We start from the raw sequence: 21,667 nt of genomic DNA, 5'->3' as shown, positions 1-21,667 counted from the left end.
AAAAACAGGGACATATAAGTAGGTTGAGGAGACTAGATGCAGCTGACCCTGGACAGGATAGGTTTGCGCGCCGGTTCGCAAACGCACCTGACTCCCATGAGCCTGGCCCCGGTTCCGGGCGCCATGACGGTGCTGCTGGGGGTGACCCTGGCCGGCAAAACCTCGTTGATGCGCATCATGGCCGGGCTGGACCGGCCCACCGAAGGCCGCGTGCTGGTCGATGGCGCCGACGTCACAGGCGTTCCCGTGCGCCAGCGCAACGTCGCGATGGTGTATCAGCAATTCATCAATTACCCGTCCATGTCGGTTTACGACAACATTGCGTCGCCGCTGAAGCTGCGCGGCGAACGGGACATCCGCGAAAAAGTTCGCGCCATGGCGGCGCGCCTGCACATAGACCACTTGCTTGAGCGCTATCCGTCTGAATTGTCGGGCGGGCAGCAGCAGCGGGTGGCGCTGGCGCGCGCGCTGGTCAAGGACGCGCCGCTCATCCTGCTGGACGAGCCGCTCGTCAATCTGGACTACAAGCTGCGTGAAGAATTGCGCGACGAGCTTTCGGAATTGTTCGCCGAAGGGCGCTCGACCGTGGTGTACGCCACGACGGAACCGGGCGAAGCGCTGTTGTTGGGCGGCCACACCGCCGTGCTAGATGCCGGCGAACTGCTGCAATACGGCCCCACCGCCGAGGTCTTTCACCGGCCCAATTCCATCCGGGTGGCGCGCGCGTTCAGCGACCCGCCCATGAACCTGTTTCCCGCGCGGCGCACCGGCACGGGTTTCGTCCTGCAAGGCGAGCTGGCGGTGGACCGCCACTTGCCCGCCAACGCCGGGGGCGACATCACCGCCGGCTTGCGGGCGGGCGCGCTGGATGTGGAACCGCGCGCGGGCCACCTGAGCCTGCCGGGCACGGTGAAGCTGGCCGAGATTTCAGGTTCCGATACCTTTGTGCATGCCGAAACCGCAGCGGGCGATGTGGTGGCGCAGTTGCCCGGCGTGCACCGGTACAAGCTGGACGAGCGCGTGCAGTTGTACTTCGACCCCGCGCAGACCTACGCCTTTGGCGCCGACGGCGCGCTGCTGGCCGCGCCGCGCCAGCCCGCGGGCGCCGGGGAGCTGACCTGATGGCGCAGATTGAGCTGGACCTTTCCCATTCCTACGTCGCCCATCCCCAAACCGACGAGGACTACGCGCTGCTGCCGCTGAAGTTCACGTTCCGCGATGGCGGCGCGTACGCTTTGCTGGGGCCATCGGGCTGCGGCAAGACAACTTTGCTTAACTGCGTGTCGGGGCTGCTGCAGCCGTCGCATGGCCGGATTCTGTTCGATGGGCAGGACGTCACGGCCAAGACGCCGCAGGCGCGCAACATCGCTCAGGTGTTCCAGTTTCCGGTCGTGTACGACACGATGACGGTGGCCGAAAACCTGGCGTTCCCGCTGCGCAACCGGGGCATCCCGCCAGACCGCATCCGCGAACGCGTGGGCCGCATCGCCGAGATGCTGGAAATGTCTTCCGTGCTGGACCGGCGCGCAAGCGGCCTGACGGCGGACGCCAAGCAGAAGATCTCGCTGGGCCGGGGCCTGGTGCGCAGCGACGTGTCGGCGATTTTGTTTGACGAACCGCTTACCGTCATCGACCCCCAGTTGAAATGGGAGTTGCGCAGAAAGCTCAAGGAAATCCATCACGAATTCAAGCTGACGCTGATCTACGTCACCCACGACCAGACCGAAGCGCTGACCTTTGCCGACCAGGTCATGGTGATGGCGCGCGGCCGCGCCGTGCAGGTGGGCAGCGCGGACGACTTGTTCGAACGGCCCGCGCATACCTTCGTGGGCCATTTCATCGGTTCGCCGGGCATGAACTTCCTGCCGGCGCAGTGGCGCGAGGGCGGGCTGACGGTAGGGCAGGCGCGGGTTGAAGGCGCAAGCGGCGAGCTCGCCGCCAAGCTGGAAGGCGCCGGCCCCGTCAAGCTGGGCGTGCGGCCTGAATACCTGCGCGTCACCGAACCCGGCGCGGCAGGCGCCGTGCCCATGCGGGTGGACCGCGTGCAAGACGTGGGCACCTACACCTTGCTGGTGGCCGACTTCGAAGGCACCGCCGTGCGCGCCCGGCTGGGCAGCAACATCGTGCCCGTGGCGGCGGGCGGCACGGTCTGGCTGTCGGTGCTGAATCCGCACACCTGCTTTTATCGCGACGAGGTGCTGATCCCATGAAACCCATCGATCATCGAGCCTGGTTCCTGGTGTTGCCCGTGGTGCTGTGCGTGGCGTTTTCGGCGATCTTGCCGCTGATGACCATCGTCAACTACTCGGTGCAAGACATCATTTCCCCCGAACGCCGCGTGTTCGTCGGCACGGAATGGTTTGCCGCTGTCTTGCAGGACGAAGAATTGCACGGCGCCTTGTTCCGGCAGATCGGCTTTTCGCTGGCGGTGCTGGCCATTGAGATTCCGCTGGGCATTTTGCTGGCGCTGTCCATGCCCGCCGGCGGCTGGCGCGCCTCTGCCGTGCTGGTGATCATCGCGCTGTCGTTGCTGATTCCATGGAACGTGGTGGGCACCATCTGGCAGGTGTTCGGCCGCACCGACATCGGCCTGCTGGGCGCCACCTTGACCTGGCTGGGGGTGGACTACAACTACACCGGCAACGACCTCGACGCCTGGGTGACCGTGCTGGTCATGGACGTGTGGCACTGGACGCCGCTGGTCGCGCTGCTGTGCTACGCGGGGTTGCGCGCCATTCCCGACGCCTACTACCAGGCCGCCCGCATCGACGGGGCGTCGCGGCTGGCCGTGTTCCGCTACATCCAGCTGCCCAAGATGCGCGGCGTGCTGATGATTGCCGTGCTGCTGCGCTTTATGGACAGCTTCATGATCTACACCGAGCCGTTCGTGCTGACCGGCGGCGGGCCGGGCAACGCGACCACGTTCCTGTCGCAATACCTGACGCAAAAAGCCGTGGGCCAGTTCGACCTGGGCCCGGCCGCGGCGTTCTCCATCATCTACTTCCTGATCATCCTGCTGCTGTGCTTCATCCTCTACAACTGGATGCAGCGCGCAGGCACCTCCGGCGGCCTGGACGAGGAGCATCCCCATGCGTGACCAATCGACCTGGTGGCGTTCCGCCTTCCTGATCCTGTACCTGGTGTTCGCCATCCTGCCGCTGTACTGGATGCTGAACATGTCGTTCAAGACCAATACGGAAATCGTCAGCACGCTGACGCTGTGGCCGCGCGACTTCACGTTCGAGCATTACCGCACCATCTTCACTGACCGGGCCTGGTATTCGGGCTACATCAACTCGCTGATCTACGTGGTCATCAACACCGTGATCTCGCTGGCCGTGGCGCTGCCCGCGGCCTATGCGTTTTCGCGCTACCGCTTCATCGGCGACAAGCACGTGTTCTTCTGGCTGCTCACCAACCGCATGACGCCGCCCGCCGTGTTCCTCTTGCCGTTCTTTCAGCTGTATAGCTCGTTCGGCCTGATGGACACGCACCTGGCCGTGGCGCTGGCGCATCTGGTGTTCAACGTGCCGCTGGCCGTGTGGATTCTGGAAGGCTTCATGTCGGGCGTGCCGCGCGAAATTGACGAAACCGCCTATGTCGACGGCTACTCGTTTCCACGTTTTTTCCTGACGATCTTCCTGCCGCTGATCAAGTCGGGGGTAGGCGTGGCGGCCTTCTTCTGCTTCATGTTCAGCTGGGTGGAACTGCTGCTGGCGCGCACGCTCACGTCGGTCAACGCCAAGCCCATCGTCGCCACCATGACCCGAACCGTGTCGGCCTCCGGCATGGACTGGGGCGTGCTGGCGGCGGCCGGCGTGTTGACCATCGTGCCGGGCGGCATCGTCATCTGGTTCGTGCGGCACTACATCGCGAAAGGTTTCGCGATGGGCCGCGTGTAGAGGGGGCGCGACATGTTCAGCTGGATGGTATGGACCACCCCCGTCGCCGTGTTCTTTTCGTGCATCGTGCTGATGCTGATCGGCATGACGGTCTGGGAATTGAAGTCGCCCACGGTTGAGCGCAAGGGCTTTCTGCCGTTGCGCACCACGCGCGGCGACCGGCTGTTCATCGGCTTGATGGCCGCAGCCTGGCTCAACCTGGCGTTTCTGGGGTTTGGCCAGAAAGCGGTGGAATGGTTTTCGCTGGACGAGCCTCCATCGGTATGGATCAGCTTCGTGCTGTCCATGTTGCTGCTGGCCTTCATCATGAGAAAAGGCTGAAGGGGATCAGGAAGGACTACGGCCCGTATCTTCCCCGGCCAGGGGTCCGCAGCAAAAGATGGGGAAGGACATTCGAGGAGACAGGTCATGAAAATGCGCATGCACGCCGTGGCGGCCGCTATCGCCCTGATCGGAACGTCAGGGGCGTGGGCGGGYGAGCCCGAAGCGAAGAAGTGGGTAGATGCTGAGTTCCAGCCATCCACGCTATCCAAAGACCAGCAGATGGCCGAGATGAAATGGTTCATGGACGCCGCCGCCAAGCTGAAGGCCAAGGGCGTCAACGAAATCAGTGTGGTGTCGGAAACCATCACCACGCACGAGTACGAATCGAAGACGCTGGCCAAGGCGTTCAGTGAAATCACCGGCATCAAGGTCAACCACGATCTCATCCAGGAAGGCGACGTCGTTGAAAAGTTGCAGACGTCCATGCAGTCCGGCAAGTCCATCTACGACGGCTGGATCTCGGACTCGGATCTGATCGGCACCCACTACCGCTACGGCGCCATTCTGCCGCTGTCCGACTACATGGCCGGGGCGGGCAAGGAATGGACCAACCCCAACCTGGACATCAAGGACTTCATCGGCACCAAGTTCACCACCGCGCCGGACGGCAAGCTGTACCAGCTGCCCGACCAGCAGTTCGCCAACGTCTACTGGTTCCGCGCCGACTGGTTTGCCCGCCAGGACCTGAAAGACAAGTTCAAGGCCAAGTACGGCTACGACCTGGGCGTGCCAACCAACTGGTCCGCCTATGAAGACATTGCCGACTTCTTCTCCAACGACGTCAAGGAGATCGACGGCAAGAAGGTCTACGGCCACATGGACTACGGCAAGAAAGACCCGTCGCTGGGCTGGCGCTTTACCGACGCGTGGCTGTCGATGGCGGGCGCCGCCGACAAGGGCCTGCCCAACGGTATGCCGGTAGACGAATGGGGCATTCGTGTCGCCGACGACAAGTGCACGCCAGTGGGCGCATCGGTGTCGCGCGGGGGCGCCACCAACAGCCCGGCCGCCGTCTATGCCCTGACCAAGTACATCGACTGGATGAAGAAGTACGCGCCCCAGCAGGCGATGGGCATGACGTTCTCGGAGTCTGGCCCCGTGCCGGCCCAAGGGCAGATTGCGCAGCAGATCTTCTGGTACACGGCATTCACCGCCGACATGACCAAGAAGGGCCTGCCGGTCGTGAACGATGACGGCACGCCGAAGTGGCGCATGGCCCCGTCGCCTTACGGCCCGTACTGGAAGGACGGCATGCAGAACGGCTATCAGGACGTGGGCTCGTGGACGTTCTTCAAGTCCACCAACCCCGACAAGATGGCTGCCGCCTGGCTGTACGCGCAGTTCGTCACGTCGAAATCGGTGTCGTTGAAGAAGTCCATTACCGGGCTGACCTTCATTCGTGACAGCGACATCAATAGCGAATTCTTCACCAAGAACGCGGCCAACTACGGCGGCCTGATCGAGTTCTATCGCAGCCCGGCGCGCGTGGCCTGGACGCCCACCGGCAACAACGTGCCCGACTACCCGAAGCTGGCGCAACTGTGGTGGAAGAACGTAGCCACCGCCGTCACGGGCGAAAAGACCCCGCAGGCCGCCATGGACAACCTGGCCAATGAAATGGATCAGGTAATGGCGCGCCTGGAGCGCGCCGGCATGGCGCAATGCGCGCCGAAGCTCAATGCCAAGAGCGACCCCAGCAAGTGGCTGTCGGACCAGCATGCGCCGTGGAAGAAGCTGGCGAATGAGAAGCCCAAGGGCGAAACCATTCCGTATGAAAAGCTGCTGGCGGCTTGGAAGGAGGGCAAGGTGCGGTAAGCGGGTATCGGGTATCGGGTACCGGTATCCGGTATCGGGTATCCCCAACCCGTAATCCGTTATCGGTAGTCGGTAATCGGTAATCGGGTATCCCCAACCCGGCGCTGCGGCAACGCAGCGCCTTTTTTATTCCGGTTTTTTCGGGTGGCGGCGATGGGATAATGCCGGCTTTCCTGCTTTGCCTCTTCGCGGAATTTCCATTCAGCATGTCCACGCATCTTCTTGGCCGTATCAGTGCAGCCGCCGTTTTTGGCCTGGCGATGGCGTCGTCGCACGCCGCCGGTTTTCAACGTTTGAACATTTCCATGGACATGAATGGCCCCGGGCTGACCGGCGCCATCTGGTATCCGTGCGCCACGCCCGTCACGGATATCAAGGTGGGCGCCGCGACGATACCCGGCGTGTTGAATTGCCCGGTGCCGGACGGCCGGCATCCGTTGATCGTGATCTCGCACGGCTCGGCGGGCTCGTTCCTGAGCCATCACGACACCGCGGCCGCGCTGGCGAACGCGGGCTTTGTGGTGGCGGCAATCAATCATGTCGGCGACAACGCGCAAGACCGGTCGCGCCAGGGGTATCTGTCGATTTTCTCGACGCGGCCTCGTGAAATGCGGCGCTTGCTTGACTACATGACGACAGCGTGGCCGCAGCAGGCGAAGGTGGACCCGTCGAAGATTGGCGTCTTCGGTTTTTCGCGCGGCGGCTATACCGGGCTGGTGCTGGCGGGCGCCAAGCCGGATTTCCAGGCGGGGCTGGCCGTGTGCCAGGATGCGCCCACGCTGCCGATGTGCCGTGACATCGCCAGCGGAAAAATTCCGCAGCAGCCCTATGTGCAAGACGCACGCATCAAGGCGGCGGTGATTGCCGACCCGTTGAACGCGTTTCCGGGCGATGCCTTGAAAGCCGTGAAGATTCCCGTGCAGCTGTGGGCGTCGGAGCAGGGCGGTGATGGGGTGACGCCCGCCCGTGTGGAAGCCGTGCGTCAGGCGTTGCCTGCCACGACGGGTTTCCAGGTGGCCCAAGGTGCGGGGCATTTCGCTTTTCTGGCGCCGTGCTCGCCCGAGCAGGCGCAGTCGTCGCCTGCCATCTGCCAGGACGCTGCGGCGTTTGACCGGGCGCAATTCCATCACGACTTCAACGCCAAAGTCGTTGAATTCTTCAAATCGAATCTATAGCGAAGGCGTGTTGGCCATTCGCCTGTTTGCGACTCGCCAATCGCGATTTGCCGACTCCTAATTCGCCAGGGCAAATTCGTTTTTGCCCAATTTCCTATTCCATCACCAGCGATCGGTGCACGCATACGCCCGCCATGACGCCCGAGGCGCTGGCGAGTGTGGCGTTGCTCATCGGAATGGCGGCGTCGCCTGCGGCATAGACGTTGGGAATTGATGTTTGCCGCAGCTCATCCACCCGGATCAACGGCCCGAGCGGCCCGTCGTTGAATGCGCAGCCCAGCTGCATGGCCAAGGGGCTGGCCATGTGCGTCTTGCTGGCGACAAACAGCGCGTGGATCGCCATGCGCCGCCCATCGGCAAGTTTGACGGCATCCAGCGCCGGGGCCGTGCCCATCAATTCCACAATGGGCGTGCGTTCAATGCGCACGCCGCGTTTTTCCAGCAGGGCGGCTTGCTTCGCATCCGGTTCGAATTCGCCCTGCGTGAAGTAAGTGGTGGGGCCCCAATCCGGCAGCAGCATGGCCTGGTGCGCCGACAGCGGGTGCGCCGCCATCACGCCCAGCGGGCTGCCCGCGACTTCATAGCCGTGGCAGTAGGGGCAGTGCAAGACGGTCTGGCCCCAGCGTTCCTGCAAGCCCGCAAGCGCCGGCAATTCATCACGCAAGCCCGTCGCCAGAATCAGGCGCTTGCCTTGAACGTCCTGTCCGTCTTCGATGGTCACGCGCAACAGGCCCGCGTCTTCGCGCGCCTTGACCGCCTGGCCGTCCAGAAACTTGACGGTGGGGTACTGCGCCAGCTGCTCGCGCGCTTCTCGCACGATCTCATACGGCGCCTTGCCGTCCTGGCCCAGAAATCCGTGTGAATGCGCAGCGTACCGGTTGCGCGGCAAACCGCCGTCGATCAGCAGAATGCGCCGTCTGGCGCGAGCCAATTGCATGGCGGCGGACAGGCCGGCAAAGCTGCCGCCCACGATGATGGCGTCGTAGGTCATCTGAAAATCTCCTTCAGCGGTTATCAAGATACTTGGTAAGTTGCATGATAAATCGAAGGTGGGAATTCACGCAACTTATGTTGTTCTGTATTGGTGGATGCCGGGATGTCGCGCGCACCATCGGGCGGTGTATTCTCGATTCCGTGCCACGTTCGCCAACCCGCCGCGGCCGTGCAAAACAAAGCGGGCGGCGCCGATCCCGCGCCAGCCCGCTCTCGCATCTCAGGAGACAAAAACATGTTGTTGACGGAAGAACAGCTCAGCATTCAGGAAATGGCCCGCCGCTTCGCGACGGAACGTCTGGCGCCTAACTCCGAACGCTGGGACCGAGACCACCACTATCCCGCCGACGCCATTCAAGAGATGGCGCAGCTGGGGTTCTTCGGCATGTTGGTGCCGGAAGAATGGGACGGCAACGCCAGCGGCTATGTGTCGTACGCGGTGGCGCTGGAGGAAATTGCCGCCGGTAACGGCGCGTGTTCCACCATCATGAGCGTGCATAACTCAGTGGCCTGCATGCCTATCCTGAAGTTCGGCACCGATGCGCAGAAGGACCAGTTCCTGCGCCCGTTGGCCACCGGCGAACACATTGGCGGCTTCGCGTTGACGGAACCGCAAGCCGGGTCGGACGCCAGCAGCCTGCGCACGCGCGCGCGCCGCGATGGCGACGACTACATCCTGAACGGCGCCAAGCAGTTCATCACGTCAGGCAAAAGCGGCCAGACGGTGATTGTGTTCGCCGTGACCGACCCGGACGCGGGCAAGCGCGGCATTTCCGCCTTCATCGTGCCAACCGACACGCCGGGCTATCAGGTGCTGCGCGTGGAAGACAAGCTGGGGCAGCACGCCTCGGACACGTGCCAGATCGCGTTTGAAGACATGCGCATTCCCGCCGCTTACCGGCTGGGCGCAGAAGGCGAGGGCTACAAGATCGCCTTGGGCAATCTTGAAGGCGGGCGCATCGGCATTGCGTCGCAATCGGTGGGCATGGCGCGCGCGGCGTTTGAATGCGCACGCGACTACGCGCGCGACCGGCAGGCCTTTGGCAAACCCATCATGGAGCATCAGGCGGTGGCGTTCCGTCTGGCGGACATGGCGACGCAGATTCACGCGGCGCGTCAGATGGTGCTGCATGCGGCGGCGCTGCGCGAAGCGGGCCGGCCGGCCTTGACCGAGGCGTCGATGGCCAAGCTCTTCGCTTCCGAAATGGCCGAGAAGGTGTGCTCGGCCGCGATCCAGACGCTGGGCGGCTATGGCTACCTGAAGGACTTTCCGGTGGAGCGTATTTACCGCGATGTGCGCGTGTGCCAGATCTACGAAGGCACCAGCGATATTCAGCGCCTGGTGATTGCGCGGGCGCTGTAAATCACTGCGCCAGCTCGCGGTCCCAATACGCCAGATGCTCTTTCCAATCTGGGCGGTTCATGGCGTGCAGCTGAGTCAGGATGCGCGTAGCGGCATCGCGCTGGCCCAGGTGCAGGTGCGCCTTGATCAGGTTATTGCCAACCGGCAGCCCGTGCGCTTCGGCCACAAAGTGCGGGCCCGCCAGTTCCAGGATCTCGGCAATGCAACCGGCGTTGCCGAGGTCTCCGCTCATCTGCATCAGCAGGTCGCCCGGTACGGGTTGGCCCGCGCGCGATAGCGATTCCCGATACAGCGCGAGCGCGCCCGCCGTGTTGTGCGAACCCAATTCGCCGCGGGCAAGCCACAGCTGCGCGCGCCAGCTGTGAGGCAGCGCGGCGACCTTGCGCATGGCGGTGATGCCCGCCGCATCGCCGCCCACGTCGCGGTGGATGGCCTCGTACCAGCCCAGTCCGTTGTCCTGGTTCGGGTCCAGTTGCAGCGCGCGCCACAGCGTGTCGAGCGTCTTGGCGTCGTCATCGCGCTCGGCGTGGACCTTGGCCAGATTCGTCAGCACGATGCCCGTCTCGCCATGCTGCGCGCAGAAGTCGAGCAGCACGCGTTCGCAGTCGTCCAGACGGCCCAGCTTCATGTAGACGATGGCTTGCAGCACGATCGCGCGTTCGGGGTTGGCGTCCAGTGCCACCAGCCGTTCGGCGGGACGGACCATTTCCTCGAAGAAGCCATCATTCAACGACTGGATGATCAGGCCGGCCAATTGATCGGCATCGTTCCAGTTCTGCTGGATGGCGCCGACCAGCACGTTGTCGCGCCATTGTTCGCGGGTGACGAGAATCTCGCGGCCATCGGCATCAAACGCGCGGATCATCTGGGGGGTGTCGGGGTGGGAGCTCATGCGGGGGGACCGTGGTGCGGCGTGGCGCCGGGTGCCTGACATGATAAAGCAGCGGGCGCGGCGGACGATGTGGCGGTTTATTTCGCGGCGGCGTTTTCGTGCGAACCCATTTCCTGCGAGCCCATTTCCTGCGAGCCCATATCGTGCGAGCTCATTTCGTGGCGGCATCCAGACGCGTGCTGGACCGGTCACGGCGGCGGCGTCGCGCCCACAGCGTGTAGACGATCAGATTGCCCGCGATCAGCAGCGCGGCCAGCACAATCTGCGACGTGCGCGTGATGCCTTCCGGATAGATGATGCCCAGCAAATAATGCTCGATGAATCCGCCCGCATAGCCTTCCTGCCCCGCCTGCTGCCGCAGCGACACTTCCAACGGCGTCAGCGGGCAGATCCAGCCCATGCCGATGACCATGGCGCCCCAGGCCAGCGCGGGCAGATGCCAGTACGCGGCGCGCGGCTTCCATAGCGCAAGCAGGCCGCCGAACACCACGAAGGCAACGAACAGGCCATGCAAGACAAGCACCAGGTCGGCAAGAATGCGGTAGGTCATGCGGGGGTCTCAATGAATAATCAGGAACTGCGGTGACGCAGCGGGATGCGCATTTAATCGTAATCGCGCTTGCCCCGTGCAAGTCATTGGCAACAAGGCACGACGCTTGGTGTCGGAATAGAATGCCGGCGATGGATTGACGCGCCGACTGATCGACGCCCGGACAGACCAATCCCCCGACATACCGATATCAGGCAAGCATGATGACCCAAACAATCACGGCGCGGATTCAGGCCGCGGAAGAGGAACTGCGCCAGGCGATGCTGGCGTCCGACATTGCGGCGCTTTCGCGCCTGTTGGACCCGGAGCTGATATTCACGAATCACATGGGCTGGACGTTCACGCGCGAAGACGATCTGGATGCGCATCGTTCGGGCTTGTTGAAGATCCACGGCCTGGACTTGTCCGAATGGAATATCGCCGTGCGTGAGGCGTGCGCGGTGGTGTCCGTGCAGGCCCGCATCACCGGCAGCTATAACGGCGTGCCGGCCAACGGCACGTTCCGCTTCATGCGGACGTGGGCGCCGGATGCCGAACAGAGTCAGTGGCGCGTGATTGCCGCCAGTTCGGTGATGGTGGTTTAAGGCCCGCGGCGGGGCGTCCCGCTGTTAGCGTCAGACCTTCAAGTCGCGCAGCAGCTTGGTCAGTTCCGGCGCCGTCATCAGCGACACGCCTTGCGACTTCGCGTAGCTCCACGCGTTGTCCGACACATCGCCCAGCGCGATGTAGATCGCTTCACGCGCGCCGCGCTTTTCGCGCGCCGCTTGCAGTTCGCGCAGCGGCTCCACGCCGACGCGGGCGGCTTTCCAGCGCTTGGCGCTGACGATGGCCACGTGGCCGTCTTTGCTCAAGGTGAAATCCGCGCCAGGCGATTGCAGGCGCTCGACCTCACAGCCGTCGCGCTTGAAGCCGGCTTCGACCGTTGCCGCGAATTCCGTCCACGACATGGCGGCGGCGGCCTCGGCCACGGCCTGCACGCGCGTGCCGGACGGCGCGCGCAATTGCTTGTAGGCCGCCATGATGGAGATGACCGCAAACGGCACCGCCGCGAACACGCCCATCGCCGCGAACTCCAGGGGCAGGGCGGCAAACCCGCCCACGCACAGCACGACGGCCACGCCCGCGCTCATCCACCACGGCGAACGCAGCAGGACGGCGAAGATGGAGTTCTGGGACATCTTGAGTTTCATGGGGGCTCGCGGTGTTGCGGTATCGGGACGGTGGAACGGAAAGGCGAAACAGAAAGGGGTCAGGCGTCGGCCGGCGGCGTGTCGGCGGCGCGCACCACGATGCGCACGTCGCCGCAGGTGACGATCTGGCCGCCGCGGATTTTGGCGGTCTTGCGCGTTTCGACGACACCGCCAACGCTGACCAGGCCGTCGGCCACCATCATCTTGCCTGCGCCACCGCTGTCGCAAACGCCGGTGGCTTTCAAGAGCTGGTTGATTTCAATGTAGGGGCTGCCGTCGGCAAGCGTGAATTCGATAAGAGGCATGGGTTGCGCGTAAACGAATGAAAAAGCCGGTCAGACCGGGCCGCCGCTGCGGGGGGGCGCGGGCGGCAAATCAGAAGGCGGCAAATCAGAAGGGGCCGAGGCAGAAGGGGCCGAGGCAGAAGGGGCCGAGGCAGAAGGGGCCGAGGCAGAAGGGGCCGAGGCGGAAGGAGCCGAGGCAGAAGGAGCCGAGGCAGAAGGAGCCAAGTCTGGGGCGACCGAGTCCGGCGCGTCCGGCGCCGCGGGCGCGGCCGGGCGGTGGTTGCTTTCGGCGCGCGCCATCCAGGCGATAAGCGACGAACGCATCGCTTCTTCCACCGACATCTGGATCGGTTGCACCCAGTCTTGCGGCACGAAGACGGTGTAGCCGCCAATCATGTAGCCCATCGGCAGGTAAACCGCCACGCGGTCGCCTTGCGTGAAGCCTTCAGGCAGGCCTTCCATGCTGCGGCGGGTGACAAGGCCCACCAATTCCAGCTGCTGGCCCGGTATGCGCAGCACCACGACCTGTTGCGCCGTGTTCTTGGAGCTGGGCGAAAAGTAGTCCGCAAAACTCTTCAGCGACGAATAAATGCTCTTGACCACCGGCAGGTTGGTGAAGGGCATTTCCACGACGGTCAAAAAGCGCTGTACGCGCTGCTTGGACACCAGGTAGCCAATGGCCAGAATGCCCAGGATGCCCAGCGCCAGCCCCATGCCCGGCACGTAGAACCCGCCGATGAAGGGGCGCAGGAACGTCAGCGCCACGGCCTCGGTCCAGGCCAGGAAGATGTACAGCAGGTAGATGGTCAGCGCCAGCGGCAGCACCGTGATCAGGCCGCGGAAGAAGTATTTGTAGAGACGAGTCATAAGGGGGGCTAAAGACCGGGACTAAAGAATTTGGGGTCGGACCTAGCGGTCCACGGGCAGGTACAGCGTTTCCTTGATTTCCTCCATCACGACGTAGCTGCGGGATTCCGCGGATGCTGGCAGTCGTTTGAGGATTTCGCCAAGAAGGCGGCGGTATTCGTTCATTTCCGTCAGGCGGGCCTTGACCAGGTAGTCGAAATCACCCGACACCAGGTGGCATTCCATGACTTCCGGCACATACAGAAGCTCTTTCTTGACCTTGTCGAACACATCGCCCGATTTGGCCGACAGCTTGATTTCCAGAAAGACCAGCAGGTTCTTGCCCAACGCGGCCGGATTGACGCGCGCATGGTAACCCGTGATGACGCCTTCGCGCTCCATCCGTTTGACGCGGTCGGAGCAGGGCGTGGCGGACAGGCTCACGCGTTCGGCCAATTCCGTTACCGAAATGCGGCCTTCACGCTGCAGGATATCCAGGATTTTCAGGTCGATTCTATCGAGGTCGCGCATTTCACTTTTGGCGATCAGAAAAAAGGGGCCGCCCGAGAAAAAGCACTGGTAAAGCAAAATAATCAGTGCTTTTCACTGCGGCGAGGGCCATAGACTACCGAAATTACTGAGCAAATCCAAATACGGAAAGAATCATGCATGTGATCGTCCTAGGTAGCGGCGTTATCGGCACCACGACCGCGTATTACCTGGCCCGCCAGGGCGCCAAGGTTACGGTCCTGGACCGCCAGCCCGCCGCCGCCCAGGAAACCAGCTACGCCAACGCCGGTCAGGTGTCGCCGGGCTATTCCACGCCCTGGGCGGCGCCCGGCATTCCGCTGAAGGCGATCAAGTGGCTGTTTCAAAAGCATGCGCCGCTGGCGATCCGCCTGGACGGCAGCCTGTATCAGCTGAAATGGATGGCGGCGATGCTGGCCAACTGCTCGGCTGACCGCTATTCGGTCAATAAAGAACGCATGCTGCGCCTGGCCGAATACAGCCGCGATTGCCTGCGCGAACTGCGCACGTCCACCGGCATCCATTATGAAGAGCGTACGCGCGGCACCTTGCAGCTGTTCCGTACCGACGCGCAAATGGAAGCCGCCCGCCGAGACATCGCGGTGCTGGAAGAAGTGGGTGTGCCGTATGAACTGCTGGACCGCAACCGTCTGGTAACGGCCGAACCCGCGCTGGCGCGTTCGATCCACAAGCTGGCCGGCGGCCTGCGCCTGCCCAATGACGAAACGGGCGACTGCCGCCTGTTCACGACCCGGCTGGCCGAGATGGCCGTGGCGATGGGGGTGGACTTCCGCTACAACCAGACCGTGTCGGGCCTGAACACGGCAGGCGGCCAGATTACCGGCGTGCGCGTGGGCAACGACGTTCTGACCGCCGACCGCTACGTGGCCGCCTTTGGCAGCTACACGCGCGGCTTCCTGGAACCGCTGGGCCTGGACTTGCCGGTGTACCCGGTCAAGGGCTATTCGTTGACCATCCCGCTGAAGGACGAAAGCGCCGCGCCCGTCTCGACCATCCTGGACGAGACCTACAAAATTGCCGTAACCCGTTTCGACGAGCGCATCCGCGTGGGCGGCATGGCCGAGTTGTCGGGCTTTGACCTGCGCCTGAAAGACGCGCGCCGCAAGACGCTGGAGCTGGTCGTCAACGACCTGTTCCCCGACAGCGGCCATGTGGCGCAAGCCGAGTTCTGGACCGGCCTGCGCCCGATGACGCCGGACAGCACGCCGGTGGTTGGCCCGACCCGCTACGGCAATCTGTACCTGAACACCGGCCACGGCACGCTGGGTTGGACCATGGCGTGCGGCTCGGGCAAGCTGGTGGCCGATCAGGTCATGGGCCAGCGCCCCGCGATTCGCACCGACGGCCTGAGCCTGTCGCGTTACGACCGCGGTGCAGCCTCCGAGCCGTCGCTGGTGCTGGGTGGCAAGGGCGCTTGAGCTGGGAGGCAAGGGCGCTTGAGTTTGCTTGTGCCAAAATCGGCGGATGACCCATTTTCTGCATACCGCCGATTGGCAGATCGGCCGTCAATACGGCCAGTTCGAAACCGATGATGCCGCCATGCTGGCCGAGGCGCGCTTTGACGTCGTCGGCCGCATCGCCCAGCTAGCCACGGAGCGCGGCGTGGACGCCGTGCTGGTTGCGGGTGACGTATTCGACACGCAAGGCGTGTCCGATCGCACGATCCGCCGGCTGTTCGCCGCCATGGCCGGCTACGCCGGACCCTGGGTAATGATTGCGGGCAACCACGATGCGGCCTTGGCCGACAGCGTCTGGAGCCGCGCGATGCAGCTGGGCTGCATTCCCGCCAACGTGCATGTGCCATTGCGCGTTGGCGTGGTCGACCTGCCCGCCATCAATCTGGCCGTGCTGGCGGCCCCGCTGACGCAACGCCACACCTACGACGATGTCACCCAGGCGTTCGACACGCTGGACACCGCCGCCGGGCGCGTGCGCGTGGGCCTGGCCCACGGCAGCGTTTCTGGCCGGCTGCCCGACACCATCGACGCCACCAACCCCATCGCACCTGACCGCGCCACGCGCGCCCGCCTGGACTACCTGGCGCTGGGCGACTGGCACGGCTGCCTGTCCATCGACGCGCACACCTGGTATGCCGGCACGCCCGAGCAAGACCGCTTTCGCGGCAACGAACCCGGCTATGTGCTGGACGTGCGCATCGATGCGCCGGGCGCGGTGCCGGTTGTTGAACGGGTCGCGACCGGCAAGTACCGCTGGTCGGCCTGGGATGAAACCATCAGCCTGCCCAGCGACGCGCACGCGTTGGCTGAACGGCTGGCGCAGACGCGTGCGGAAGACGTGTTGCGGCTGGACGTACAAGGCCACGCCAATATGGAAACGCTGGACACCTTGCAGCGCGCGGTGGACTTGGCGGCGGCGCAGGCACGCGCCTTATTGCCTGACCTGTCCGGGCTGCGCCTGGAACCCGATCTGGCGGACCTGGCCGAGCTGGGCGCTAGTGGCTATGTGGGCGACGTGGCGGCGCAATTGCAAGCCATGCAAGGCGAGGGCGAGCAGGCTGCCGTCGCCAGCGAGGCCTTGCGGCTGCTGCTGCGGTTTCAGCGCGATAGCGCCTCGGGAGCCGCCAAATGAAGCTCTCGCGCATTGCATTGGAAGAATTCCGCAAGTTCCGTCAGCCCCTGGTGCTGGACGGCTTGCAAGACGGGCTGAACCTGTTCGTGGGCGCCAACGAGGCCGGCAAGAGCACCGTCGCCACCGCCATCCGTGCCGCGTTCCTGGAACGCTACAGCACCAGCAAGGTCTCGGACCTGGCGCCGCGTGGCGAGTCCGGCGCGCGGCCTAGCGTTGAGCTGTCGTTCGCGCATGCAGGCCACGACTATGTGTTGAAGAAGCAATTTCTGTCACGCGCGCGCTGCGAGCTGCTGATCGACGACGGCGCGCAGCGCCTGGATGGGGAAGAAGCCGAAAATGCTTTGGCGGCGTTGCTGGGATTCGAGCTGCCCGGACGCGGCCAGAGCAAGCCCGACCTGGCCGGCATTCCCGGCCTGCTGTGGATACAGCAAGGCGACGGCCAGAATCTGCAAGAGGCGGCAGGCTATGCGGGCACGCATTTGCGCGATGCGCTGACGCAGTTGTCTGGCGAGCTCACGTCGTCTGATGGCGACCGCCTGTATGAACGCGTATCGGCCGAGCGCGCCGCGTTGCTGGATGCCCGCAATGGCCGCCCCAAGGGCATCTACAAAGATGCCGAGGATGCCTTGGCGCGCTCCACGGCCGAGCGTGACGACTGCGCCGCAGCCATGGCGCAGTTGAATGCCGACGTGGACCGTCTGGCCGAGCTGCGCCGCGACCACGAGCGCGCGCAAGCTACCGAACCCTGGAAGGAATTCGAGGCCAAGGCGGCTGATGCGCGCGCCCGCCTGGCCACGCTTGCCAAGGAGCGCGAGGCGTTCGAAGGCCTGCGCCGGGAACAGATGCAAGCCGCCCAGACCTTGGCCCTGTTGCAGGACCAGGTGCGCCGCGACCAGCAAGACGAATCCGAATACCAGGCGCTGGTGAAGGAAGCGCAAGCCGCGCGCGCGCGGGTGGACGCCGCGCAGGAACCGGTGGCGCGCGCGCAGCAGCAGCGCCAGACGCACGCCGCGGCGGTCGACGCGGCGCGCTTGCGGGTGGCGGCCGTACAAGCGGTGGCCGACCGCCGCGACGTAGAGCGCCAGCTCGCGCAGTTGAACGCCGAAATCGAACGCCTGGACGACGCGCTGAAAGCCGCCACTGCGCTGATCGAACAAGGCTCGCTGCTGAAGACCGAAGCGCTGCGTATTGAGATTGCCGACGCCGATATTGACGCCTTGCGCAAGTCCGAACGCGCGCTGGCCAATCTGCAAGTGCGCCAGCAGGCCATCGCCACGCGCTTGTCGTATGAATTGAACGCCGGGCAGCAGGCCACGCTGGATGGCAAGCCGTTGTCTGGCGCCGACCAGGTATTGCTGACGTCGGTTGCCGAGCTGGATCTGCCCGGCGTGGGGCGCTTTCGCATCGAGCCGGGCGGCCAGGACTTGCCGGCGCTCAAGCGCGAACGGGACGATCTGCAACGGGCATGGTCCGCCTTGCTGGAACGTTTGGGCGTGGCGACGCTGGCCGATGCCGAACAGCGCCACGCCCGCTACACGGCGCTGCAGCGTGAGCTGGCCGGCATGCGTAATACGCTGGCCATCCATGCGCCCAAGGGTATGGACGTGTTGCGTGGCCAACGCGACGACGCCCTGGCTCGCCGCGTGCCATTGCAAGAGCGCTTGGCGAAACTGCCTGCTGCGGTCGAAGGCGGGAACGACGATTTGCCCGCCGCCACGCAGGCCCTGCGTGAAGCGGAAGCCGTGGCCACGCAGGCCGAAGCGTCGCTGGCGGCGGCGCAGCGCGCGCTTGATGCGGATATGGCGCGCGCGCAATTGCTGGAAGGGCAGGCGGCGGCACGCGGCGCCGACATGCAGTCCGCTGAACGCGCTTCGCAACGTCAGGCGCGCGCGGGCCGGCTGGCAGAGGTGCGCAGCGGCCACGATGACCTTGACCGCCGCGTGCGCGACGCGCAAACGGCGCTTGCCGAACACCGGCCTGAATTGGTGGAGCAGGACGTTCAGCGCTATGAAAAATCGGCCGGCATCGAACGCGAGGCGCAGCACAAGCGCCACGGCGAGATCCTGCAACTGCAAGGAAAGCTGGATCAGGCGGGTGCACAAGGCTTGGGCGAACGCTTGTCCGAGGCCGCGGCCGACTGCGAGCGCCTGACGCGCCGTCGTGATGAGCTGTCGCGCCGTGCGGCGGCGCTGGACTTGTTGCTTAAGCTGCTGACCGACAAGCGCGCGGCGGCAACACAACGGCTGCAAGCGCCGCTGGCCCGCCGCTTGAATCACTATCTGGCCTTGCTGTTTCCCGACGCCGCGCTGCGCCTGGACGATGCCTTGTTGCCCACGGCGTTGCGGCGCGGGGATGGCGAAGATCTGCTTGATGCGCTGAGTTTCGGCACGCGCGAGCAGCTGGGCATCCTTGCGCGTTTCGCCTATGCCGACCTGTTGCAGGAAGCGGGGCGGCCCACCTTGCTGCTGCTGGACGACGCGCTGGTTCATACGGACGACGCGCGGCGCGACTTCATGAAGCGCGCCTTGTTCGACGCCGCTACCCGCCATCAGATTCTGATGTTCACCTGCCACGGCGATGCGTGGCGGGACATGGGTGTGGAGCAGCGGCGCATCGGCGGGTGAGGGCAAGCGTGGCGGCGAGGCTTGACGGGTTTCTGGCCTGTCGCTACGCTACGCAAATGCCCGCCGCCACGAACCTGCTTGCCTCGACCGCCGCTGCCCACGCAGCCGGCGGTTTTGCATGCGCGCGGGTCTTCGCGCGGGTCTTCTCTTCCCGGGTCTTGCCTTCAGTTATGGCGTCCCCTGTCGTCTTTTCCCCTGTCACTGCGGTAGTCCCTTCGGTGGTGCTTTCGCCGCCTGGGTCTCGTCCGGCCTCACCGCCTTCCGGCGGGGTTTCCGGCGCGTATCCGCCTTCCGGCGTGGTCTCCGGCGCGTATCCGCCTTCGGCGGTCGTAGCTGGCTAAACGCCGGTTCGTCTTCCCGACTCCAGCCCTTTCAGTTATCCGCACTATCGGTCGCATGATGCGCTGACGCCTTTGGCGCTCGCCGTGCGCAGCTGATCCGTGCGCGTCCCGCTTGGCGCATCGCCATGCAGGGGGCTGGAGCCTGTGCTTTTACCCTGACAGGTGAAACCTCATGTCTTTGAATCGATCTTCGTGGACGGCCTACGGCTCCACGGCCTTGTTCGTGCTGCTGTGGAGCGGCGGCGCAATCTTCGCGAAATGGGGGCTGTCGCATGCCTCTGCCTTTGGCTTTTTGCTGTTGCGCTTCATCCTGGCGTTGGCCGCGCTGGCGCTGATCTGCCTGTGGCGCAAACGCTGGCTGCCGGCGCCCGGCACTCGCTGGACGGTTGCGGTGACGGGCTTGCTGCTGATTGGCAGCTACTCCATCTGCTATCTGCTGGCGCTGGACCACGGCATCACGCCGGGCGTGCTGGCGACGTTGCTGGGTGCGCAACCCATCCTGACCTTGGCGGTGATGGAACGCCGCTACTCCCCCGCGCGTCTGGCCGGTTTGTTGCTGGCGTTGTCGGGCCTGGTGATGGTGGTGTTCCAAAGCATCGGCATGGCGCGGTTTTCGGTGGCCGGCATGGTGTTCGCGCTGGCGGCCTTGCTCAGCATGACAGCGGGCGCCATGCTGCAAAAACGCGTGAAGCAGGCGCCGATGGACGTGCTGCCCTTGCAGTACGCGGTCAGTTTGGCGCTGTGCCTGGTGTTCGCGCCGTTCCAGCCCCTGCGCGCCGAATGGGGCGTGGGGCTGGTGCTGCCGCTGATCTGGATGGGACTGGTGATTTCGGTGGGCGCGACGCTGCTGTTCTACCGGATGATCCAGGCCGGTAACCTCGTCAACGTCACCAGCCTGTTCTATCTGGTGCCGGCCGGCACCGCCGCGCTGGATTACCTGATTCTGGGCAACCGGTTGTCAGTGCTGAGCCTGGCGGGCATGGGCGCGATCCTGTTGGGGTTGATGCTGGTGCTGCGCCACCCGGCAGCCGCCATCACGCCAACGCGGGCGTCGCGTTCATCGGCCACGCGGGGCGGTTAGCGCTGGCGGGGGGCTGGCCGGCAGGGTCCTTGTGCTGGCCCTGCGGGTGGTGCTGGCTCTGCGGGTCGTGGGGGCTGTCCAGTTCGTCCGCGGCGTCTTGCCTATCCCGCGCGTCTGCCGCGTCCCGTCCCGCCCAGTGTCCGCTGACCAATTGGGCGGGGCGGCTTTGCGCCACCACGCGCGCGCACACGGACCAGGCGTCCAGCCTGACGCTCAGGCCGGCGTATACGCCGTGGCCGTCGCCCGCCTGGATCAGGCCGTCGGCCTGCACGCCTTCACCGGCCCTTATCGAACCTTGGGCGCGGATGTCGCCGCCTGCGATCATGCCCCAGCCTGATGCCAGGTGTTCGCCGCAGTCAATCGCGCCACCGGCCTGGATGCCGCTGCCCGCGTTGATTTCCTTTTCGGCGCGCACGTCGCCGCCCGTCTTGATGCCTTGGCCGCATTTGATGGCGCCTTGGGTCTGCACGTCTTGTCCGGCATGCAGGTGGCCGGTCACGGCCAAGTCCTGGCCCGCGCAGATGTCCCATTTTGCGCGCACGTTACCGCCACAATCCACGCGGGTGGCAACCTCGATGCCCCAGTCGGCCATGATGTCGCCGCCTGCGCGCAGGTTGCCGCCGCTGGCGATATTGGCGGCCACAGTGATGTTTTCGCCCGCCATGATGGTTTCGCCCGCGCGGATGCCGCCGCCCGTGATGATGCTGCGGCCGGTACGCACGACCGAGTCCACGTTGATGCCCATGCGCACTTCCAGCGTGCCGGCGAAGACGATCGCGTTCGCGTCCACGGCGTCCAGTTTCAGCACCGCATCGGTGGGGCCGAACTGGTCCAGCAGCCAGCAGGCGTCGCTGACTCGGCCGTCTGCGACCAAGGCGTCAAGCACGGCCTGGTAGTCCCCCTGTCCGTTGTGGTCGCGGATGAACCATTTGTAGCCTCCCGCGCAGGGGTTCTTGGCTTTGACGAATTTCTTGGTGAGTTGCATGGCGCTTAGACGAAGATCGGTGCGTGGCCGGGCCGCCGGCGCGCGGCAGGCAGCAAAGATTCAGGCGCGGGCGTCCGGCCACGCGGCAGGACAACCGCCGGCCGATGTCTGGCGGCAACCCGTAGCGATGTGCTCAGGCCGCCGGCGATTGGCCGGAATGAAAG

Annotated in this window: 20 protein-coding genes and 1 pseudogene; 13 read left to right on the top strand and 8 right to left on the bottom strand. The window is 64.7% G+C overall.

The window, feature by feature from the left end:
- Positions 1-36 precede the first annotated feature (36 nt).
- From AC1DB0_RS01065 to AC1DB0_RS01035, 7 genes are all read left to right on the top strand, one after another.
- Positions 37-1,122, top strand: coding sequence for an ABC transporter ATP-binding protein (locus AC1DB0_RS01065; protein WP_427951967.1), 1,086 nt, complete (start codon positions 37-39; stop codon positions 1,120-1,122).
- A complete protein-coding gene (locus AC1DB0_RS01060; RefSeq protein WP_476756785.1) occupies positions 1,122-2,210 on the top strand; it encodes an ABC transporter ATP-binding protein in 1,089 nt (362 codons plus the stop codon). The genes AC1DB0_RS01065 and AC1DB0_RS01060 overlap by 1 nt, the downstream gene beginning before the upstream one ends.
- Complete coding sequence (locus AC1DB0_RS01055; RefSeq protein WP_476756786.1) at positions 2,207-3,097, top strand: carbohydrate ABC transporter permease; 891 nt, start codon at positions 2,207-2,209, stop codon at positions 3,095-3,097. The genes AC1DB0_RS01060 and AC1DB0_RS01055 overlap by 4 nt, the downstream gene beginning before the upstream one ends.
- The gene (locus AC1DB0_RS01050) at positions 3,090-3,902 is read left to right on the top strand and encodes a carbohydrate ABC transporter permease (RefSeq protein ID WP_054421712.1); all 813 of its coding nucleotides are present in this window, start codon (positions 3,090-3,092) and stop codon (positions 3,900-3,902) included. The genes AC1DB0_RS01055 and AC1DB0_RS01050 overlap by 8 nt, the downstream gene beginning before the upstream one ends.
- A 12-nt stretch (positions 3,903-3,914) precedes the next feature.
- Positions 3,915-4,223: a DUF2160 domain-containing protein gene (locus AC1DB0_RS01045; protein ID WP_054421715.1), complete on the top strand. Its 309-nt coding sequence runs from the start codon at positions 3,915-3,917 to the stop codon at positions 4,221-4,223.
- Between the two features lie 87 nt (positions 4,224-4,310).
- The gene (locus AC1DB0_RS01040; RefSeq protein WP_054421717.1) at positions 4,311-6,041 is read left to right on the top strand and encodes an ABC transporter substrate-binding protein; all 1,731 of its coding nucleotides are present in this window, start codon (positions 4,311-4,313) and stop codon (positions 6,039-6,041) included.
- Between the two features lie 206 nt (positions 6,042-6,247).
- Positions 6,248-7,216, top strand: coding sequence for an alpha/beta hydrolase family protein (locus AC1DB0_RS01035; protein ID WP_476756787.1), 969 nt, complete (start codon positions 6,248-6,250; stop codon positions 7,214-7,216).
- A gap of 94 nt (positions 7,217-7,310) precedes the next feature.
- On the opposite strand, the gene AC1DB0_RS01030 is transcribed toward AC1DB0_RS01035, so the two are convergent.
- On the bottom strand, positions 7,311-8,207 hold the full coding sequence (locus AC1DB0_RS01030) for an NAD(P)/FAD-dependent oxidoreductase (RefSeq protein WP_476756788.1): 897 nt from the start codon (positions 8,205-8,207) through the stop codon (positions 7,311-7,313).
- A 237-nt stretch (positions 8,208-8,444) separates the two neighbouring features.
- Between AC1DB0_RS01030 and AC1DB0_RS01025 the strand changes: the two genes are divergently transcribed.
- Entirely contained in the window at positions 8,445-9,572 is a 1,128-nt protein-coding gene (locus AC1DB0_RS01025) for an acyl-CoA dehydrogenase family protein (RefSeq protein ID WP_175169056.1), read from the top strand.
- Between the two features lies 1 nt (position 9,573).
- Here AC1DB0_RS01025 and AC1DB0_RS01020 read toward each other — a convergent pair whose 3' ends face one another.
- Positions 9,574-10,464, bottom strand: coding sequence for a tetratricopeptide repeat protein (locus tag AC1DB0_RS01020; RefSeq protein ID WP_476756789.1), 891 nt, complete (start codon positions 10,462-10,464; stop codon positions 9,574-9,576).
- Between the two features lie 151 nt (positions 10,465-10,615).
- A complete protein-coding gene (locus AC1DB0_RS01015; RefSeq protein ID WP_346550048.1) occupies positions 10,616-11,014 on the bottom strand; it encodes a DUF2784 domain-containing protein in 399 nt (132 codons plus the stop codon).
- Between the two features lie 200 nt (positions 11,015-11,214).
- Between AC1DB0_RS01015 and AC1DB0_RS01010 the strand changes: the two genes are divergently transcribed.
- Positions 11,215-11,598 carry a nuclear transport factor 2 family protein gene (locus tag AC1DB0_RS01010; RefSeq protein ID WP_254600456.1) on the top strand — a complete coding sequence of 128 codons (384 nt, stop codon included), beginning with the start codon at positions 11,215-11,217 and terminating at the stop codon, positions 11,596-11,598.
- A 30-nt stretch (positions 11,599-11,628) separates the two neighbouring features.
- On the opposite strand, the gene AC1DB0_RS01005 is transcribed toward AC1DB0_RS01010, so the two are convergent.
- From AC1DB0_RS01005 to AC1DB0_RS00990, 4 genes and pseudogenes are all read right to left on the bottom strand, one after another.
- Positions 11,629-12,204 (bottom strand): restriction endonuclease, encoded by a 576-nt coding sequence (locus tag AC1DB0_RS01005; RefSeq protein ID WP_427949106.1) that lies wholly within the window; start codon positions 12,202-12,204, stop codon positions 11,629-11,631.
- Positions 12,205-12,263: 59 nt separating this feature from the next.
- A complete protein-coding gene (locus AC1DB0_RS01000; protein ID WP_175169053.1) occupies positions 12,264-12,509 on the bottom strand; it encodes an RNA-binding S4 domain-containing protein in 246 nt (81 codons plus the stop codon).
- A gap of 174 nt (positions 12,510-12,683) precedes the next feature.
- A pseudogene (locus AC1DB0_RS00995) lies at positions 12,684-13,355 on the bottom strand (DUF502 domain-containing protein); the annotation flags it as partial.
- A gap of 42 nt (positions 13,356-13,397) precedes the next feature.
- Positions 13,398-13,865: a winged helix-turn-helix transcriptional regulator gene (locus AC1DB0_RS00990; protein WP_054422406.1), complete on the bottom strand. Its 468-nt coding sequence runs from the start codon at positions 13,863-13,865 to the stop codon at positions 13,398-13,400.
- 134 nt (positions 13,866-13,999) lie between these two features.
- On the opposite strand from AC1DB0_RS00990, the gene AC1DB0_RS00985 reads away from it, so the two are divergent.
- From AC1DB0_RS00985 to AC1DB0_RS00970, 4 genes are all read left to right on the top strand, one after another.
- Positions 14,000-15,301: a D-amino acid dehydrogenase gene (locus AC1DB0_RS00985; RefSeq protein ID WP_054421735.1), complete on the top strand. Its 1,302-nt coding sequence runs from the start codon at positions 14,000-14,002 to the stop codon at positions 15,299-15,301.
- A 46-nt stretch (positions 15,302-15,347) separates the two neighbouring features.
- Positions 15,348-16,472, top strand: a complete 1,125-nt coding sequence (locus AC1DB0_RS00980; protein ID WP_054421737.1) for a metallophosphoesterase family protein — start codon at positions 15,348-15,350, stop codon at positions 16,470-16,472.
- Positions 16,469-19,096: an AAA family ATPase gene (locus AC1DB0_RS00975; RefSeq protein WP_476756790.1), complete on the top strand. Its 2,628-nt coding sequence runs from the start codon at positions 16,469-16,471 to the stop codon at positions 19,094-19,096. The genes AC1DB0_RS00980 and AC1DB0_RS00975 overlap by 4 nt, the downstream gene beginning before the upstream one ends.
- Positions 19,097-19,609: 513 nt before the next feature.
- Positions 19,610-20,518 carry a DMT family transporter gene (locus tag AC1DB0_RS00970; RefSeq protein ID WP_342065978.1) on the top strand — a complete coding sequence of 303 codons (909 nt, stop codon included), beginning with the start codon at positions 19,610-19,612 and terminating at the stop codon, positions 20,516-20,518.
- Here AC1DB0_RS00970 and AC1DB0_RS00965 read toward each other — a convergent pair.
- The gene (locus AC1DB0_RS00965) at positions 20,472-21,503 is read right to left on the bottom strand and encodes a hypothetical protein (protein ID WP_476756791.1); all 1,032 of its coding nucleotides are present in this window, start codon (positions 21,501-21,503) and stop codon (positions 20,472-20,474) included. The genes AC1DB0_RS00970 and AC1DB0_RS00965 overlap by 47 nt on opposite strands.
- Between the last annotated feature and the right edge of the window lie 164 nt (positions 21,504-21,667).

The organism is Achromobacter sp. 10T422 (genome assembly GCF_056394065.1).
This window is presented reverse-complemented; position numbering and strand designations above follow the sequence as displayed.

Bases quoted from the DNA above. Each gene is read 5' to 3' on its own strand.
- AC1DB0_RS01065 (WP_427951967.1), top strand. From the start codon at position 37: ATGCAGCTGACCCTGGACAGGATAGGTTTGCGCGCCGGTTCGCAAACG.
- AC1DB0_RS01060 (WP_476756785.1), top strand. From the start codon at position 1,122: ATGGCGCAGATTGAGCTGGACCTTTCCCATTCCTACGTCGCCCATCCC.
- AC1DB0_RS01055 (WP_476756786.1), top strand. From the start codon at position 2,207: ATGAAACCCATCGATCATCGAGCCTGGTTCCTGGTGTTGCCCGTGGTG.
- AC1DB0_RS01050 (WP_054421712.1), top strand. From the start codon at position 3,090: ATGCGTGACCAATCGACCTGGTGGCGTTCCGCCTTCCTGATCCTGTAC.
- AC1DB0_RS01045 (WP_054421715.1), top strand. From the start codon at position 3,915: ATGTTCAGCTGGATGGTATGGACCACCCCCGTCGCCGTGTTCTTTTCG.
- AC1DB0_RS01035 (WP_476756787.1), top strand. From the start codon at position 6,248: ATGTCCACGCATCTTCTTGGCCGTATCAGTGCAGCCGCCGTTTTTGGC.
- AC1DB0_RS01030 (WP_476756788.1), bottom strand. From the start codon at position 8,207: ATGACCTACGACGCCATCATCGTGGGCGGCAGCTTTGCCGGCCTGTCC.
- AC1DB0_RS01025 (WP_175169056.1), top strand. From the start codon at position 8,445: ATGTTGTTGACGGAAGAACAGCTCAGCATTCAGGAAATGGCCCGCCGC.
- AC1DB0_RS01020 (WP_476756789.1), bottom strand. From the start codon at position 10,464: ATGAGCTCCCACCCCGACACCCCCCAGATGATCCGCGCGTTTGATGCC.
- AC1DB0_RS01015 (WP_346550048.1), bottom strand. From the start codon at position 11,014: ATGACCTACCGCATTCTTGCCGACCTGGTGCTTGTCTTGCATGGCCTG.
- AC1DB0_RS01010 (WP_254600456.1), top strand. From the start codon at position 11,215: ATGATGACCCAAACAATCACGGCGCGGATTCAGGCCGCGGAAGAGGAA.
- AC1DB0_RS01005 (WP_427949106.1), bottom strand. From the start codon at position 12,204: ATGAAACTCAAGATGTCCCAGAACTCCATCTTCGCCGTCCTGCTGCGT.
- AC1DB0_RS01000 (WP_175169053.1), bottom strand. From the start codon at position 12,509: ATGCCTCTTATCGAATTCACGCTTGCCGACGGCAGCCCCTACATTGAA.
- AC1DB0_RS00990 (WP_054422406.1), bottom strand. From the start codon at position 13,865: ATGCGCGACCTCGATAGAATCGACCTGAAAATCCTGGATATCCTGCAG.
- AC1DB0_RS00985 (WP_054421735.1), top strand. From the start codon at position 14,000: ATGCATGTGATCGTCCTAGGTAGCGGCGTTATCGGCACCACGACCGCG.
- AC1DB0_RS00980 (WP_054421737.1), top strand. From the start codon at position 15,348: ATGACCCATTTTCTGCATACCGCCGATTGGCAGATCGGCCGTCAATAC.
- AC1DB0_RS00975 (WP_476756790.1), top strand. From the start codon at position 16,469: ATGAAGCTCTCGCGCATTGCATTGGAAGAATTCCGCAAGTTCCGTCAG.
- AC1DB0_RS00970 (WP_342065978.1), top strand. From the start codon at position 19,610: ATGTCTTTGAATCGATCTTCGTGGACGGCCTACGGCTCCACGGCCTTG.
- AC1DB0_RS00965 (WP_476756791.1), bottom strand. From the start codon at position 21,503: ATGCAACTCACCAAGAAATTCGTCAAAGCCAAGAACCCCTGCGCGGGA.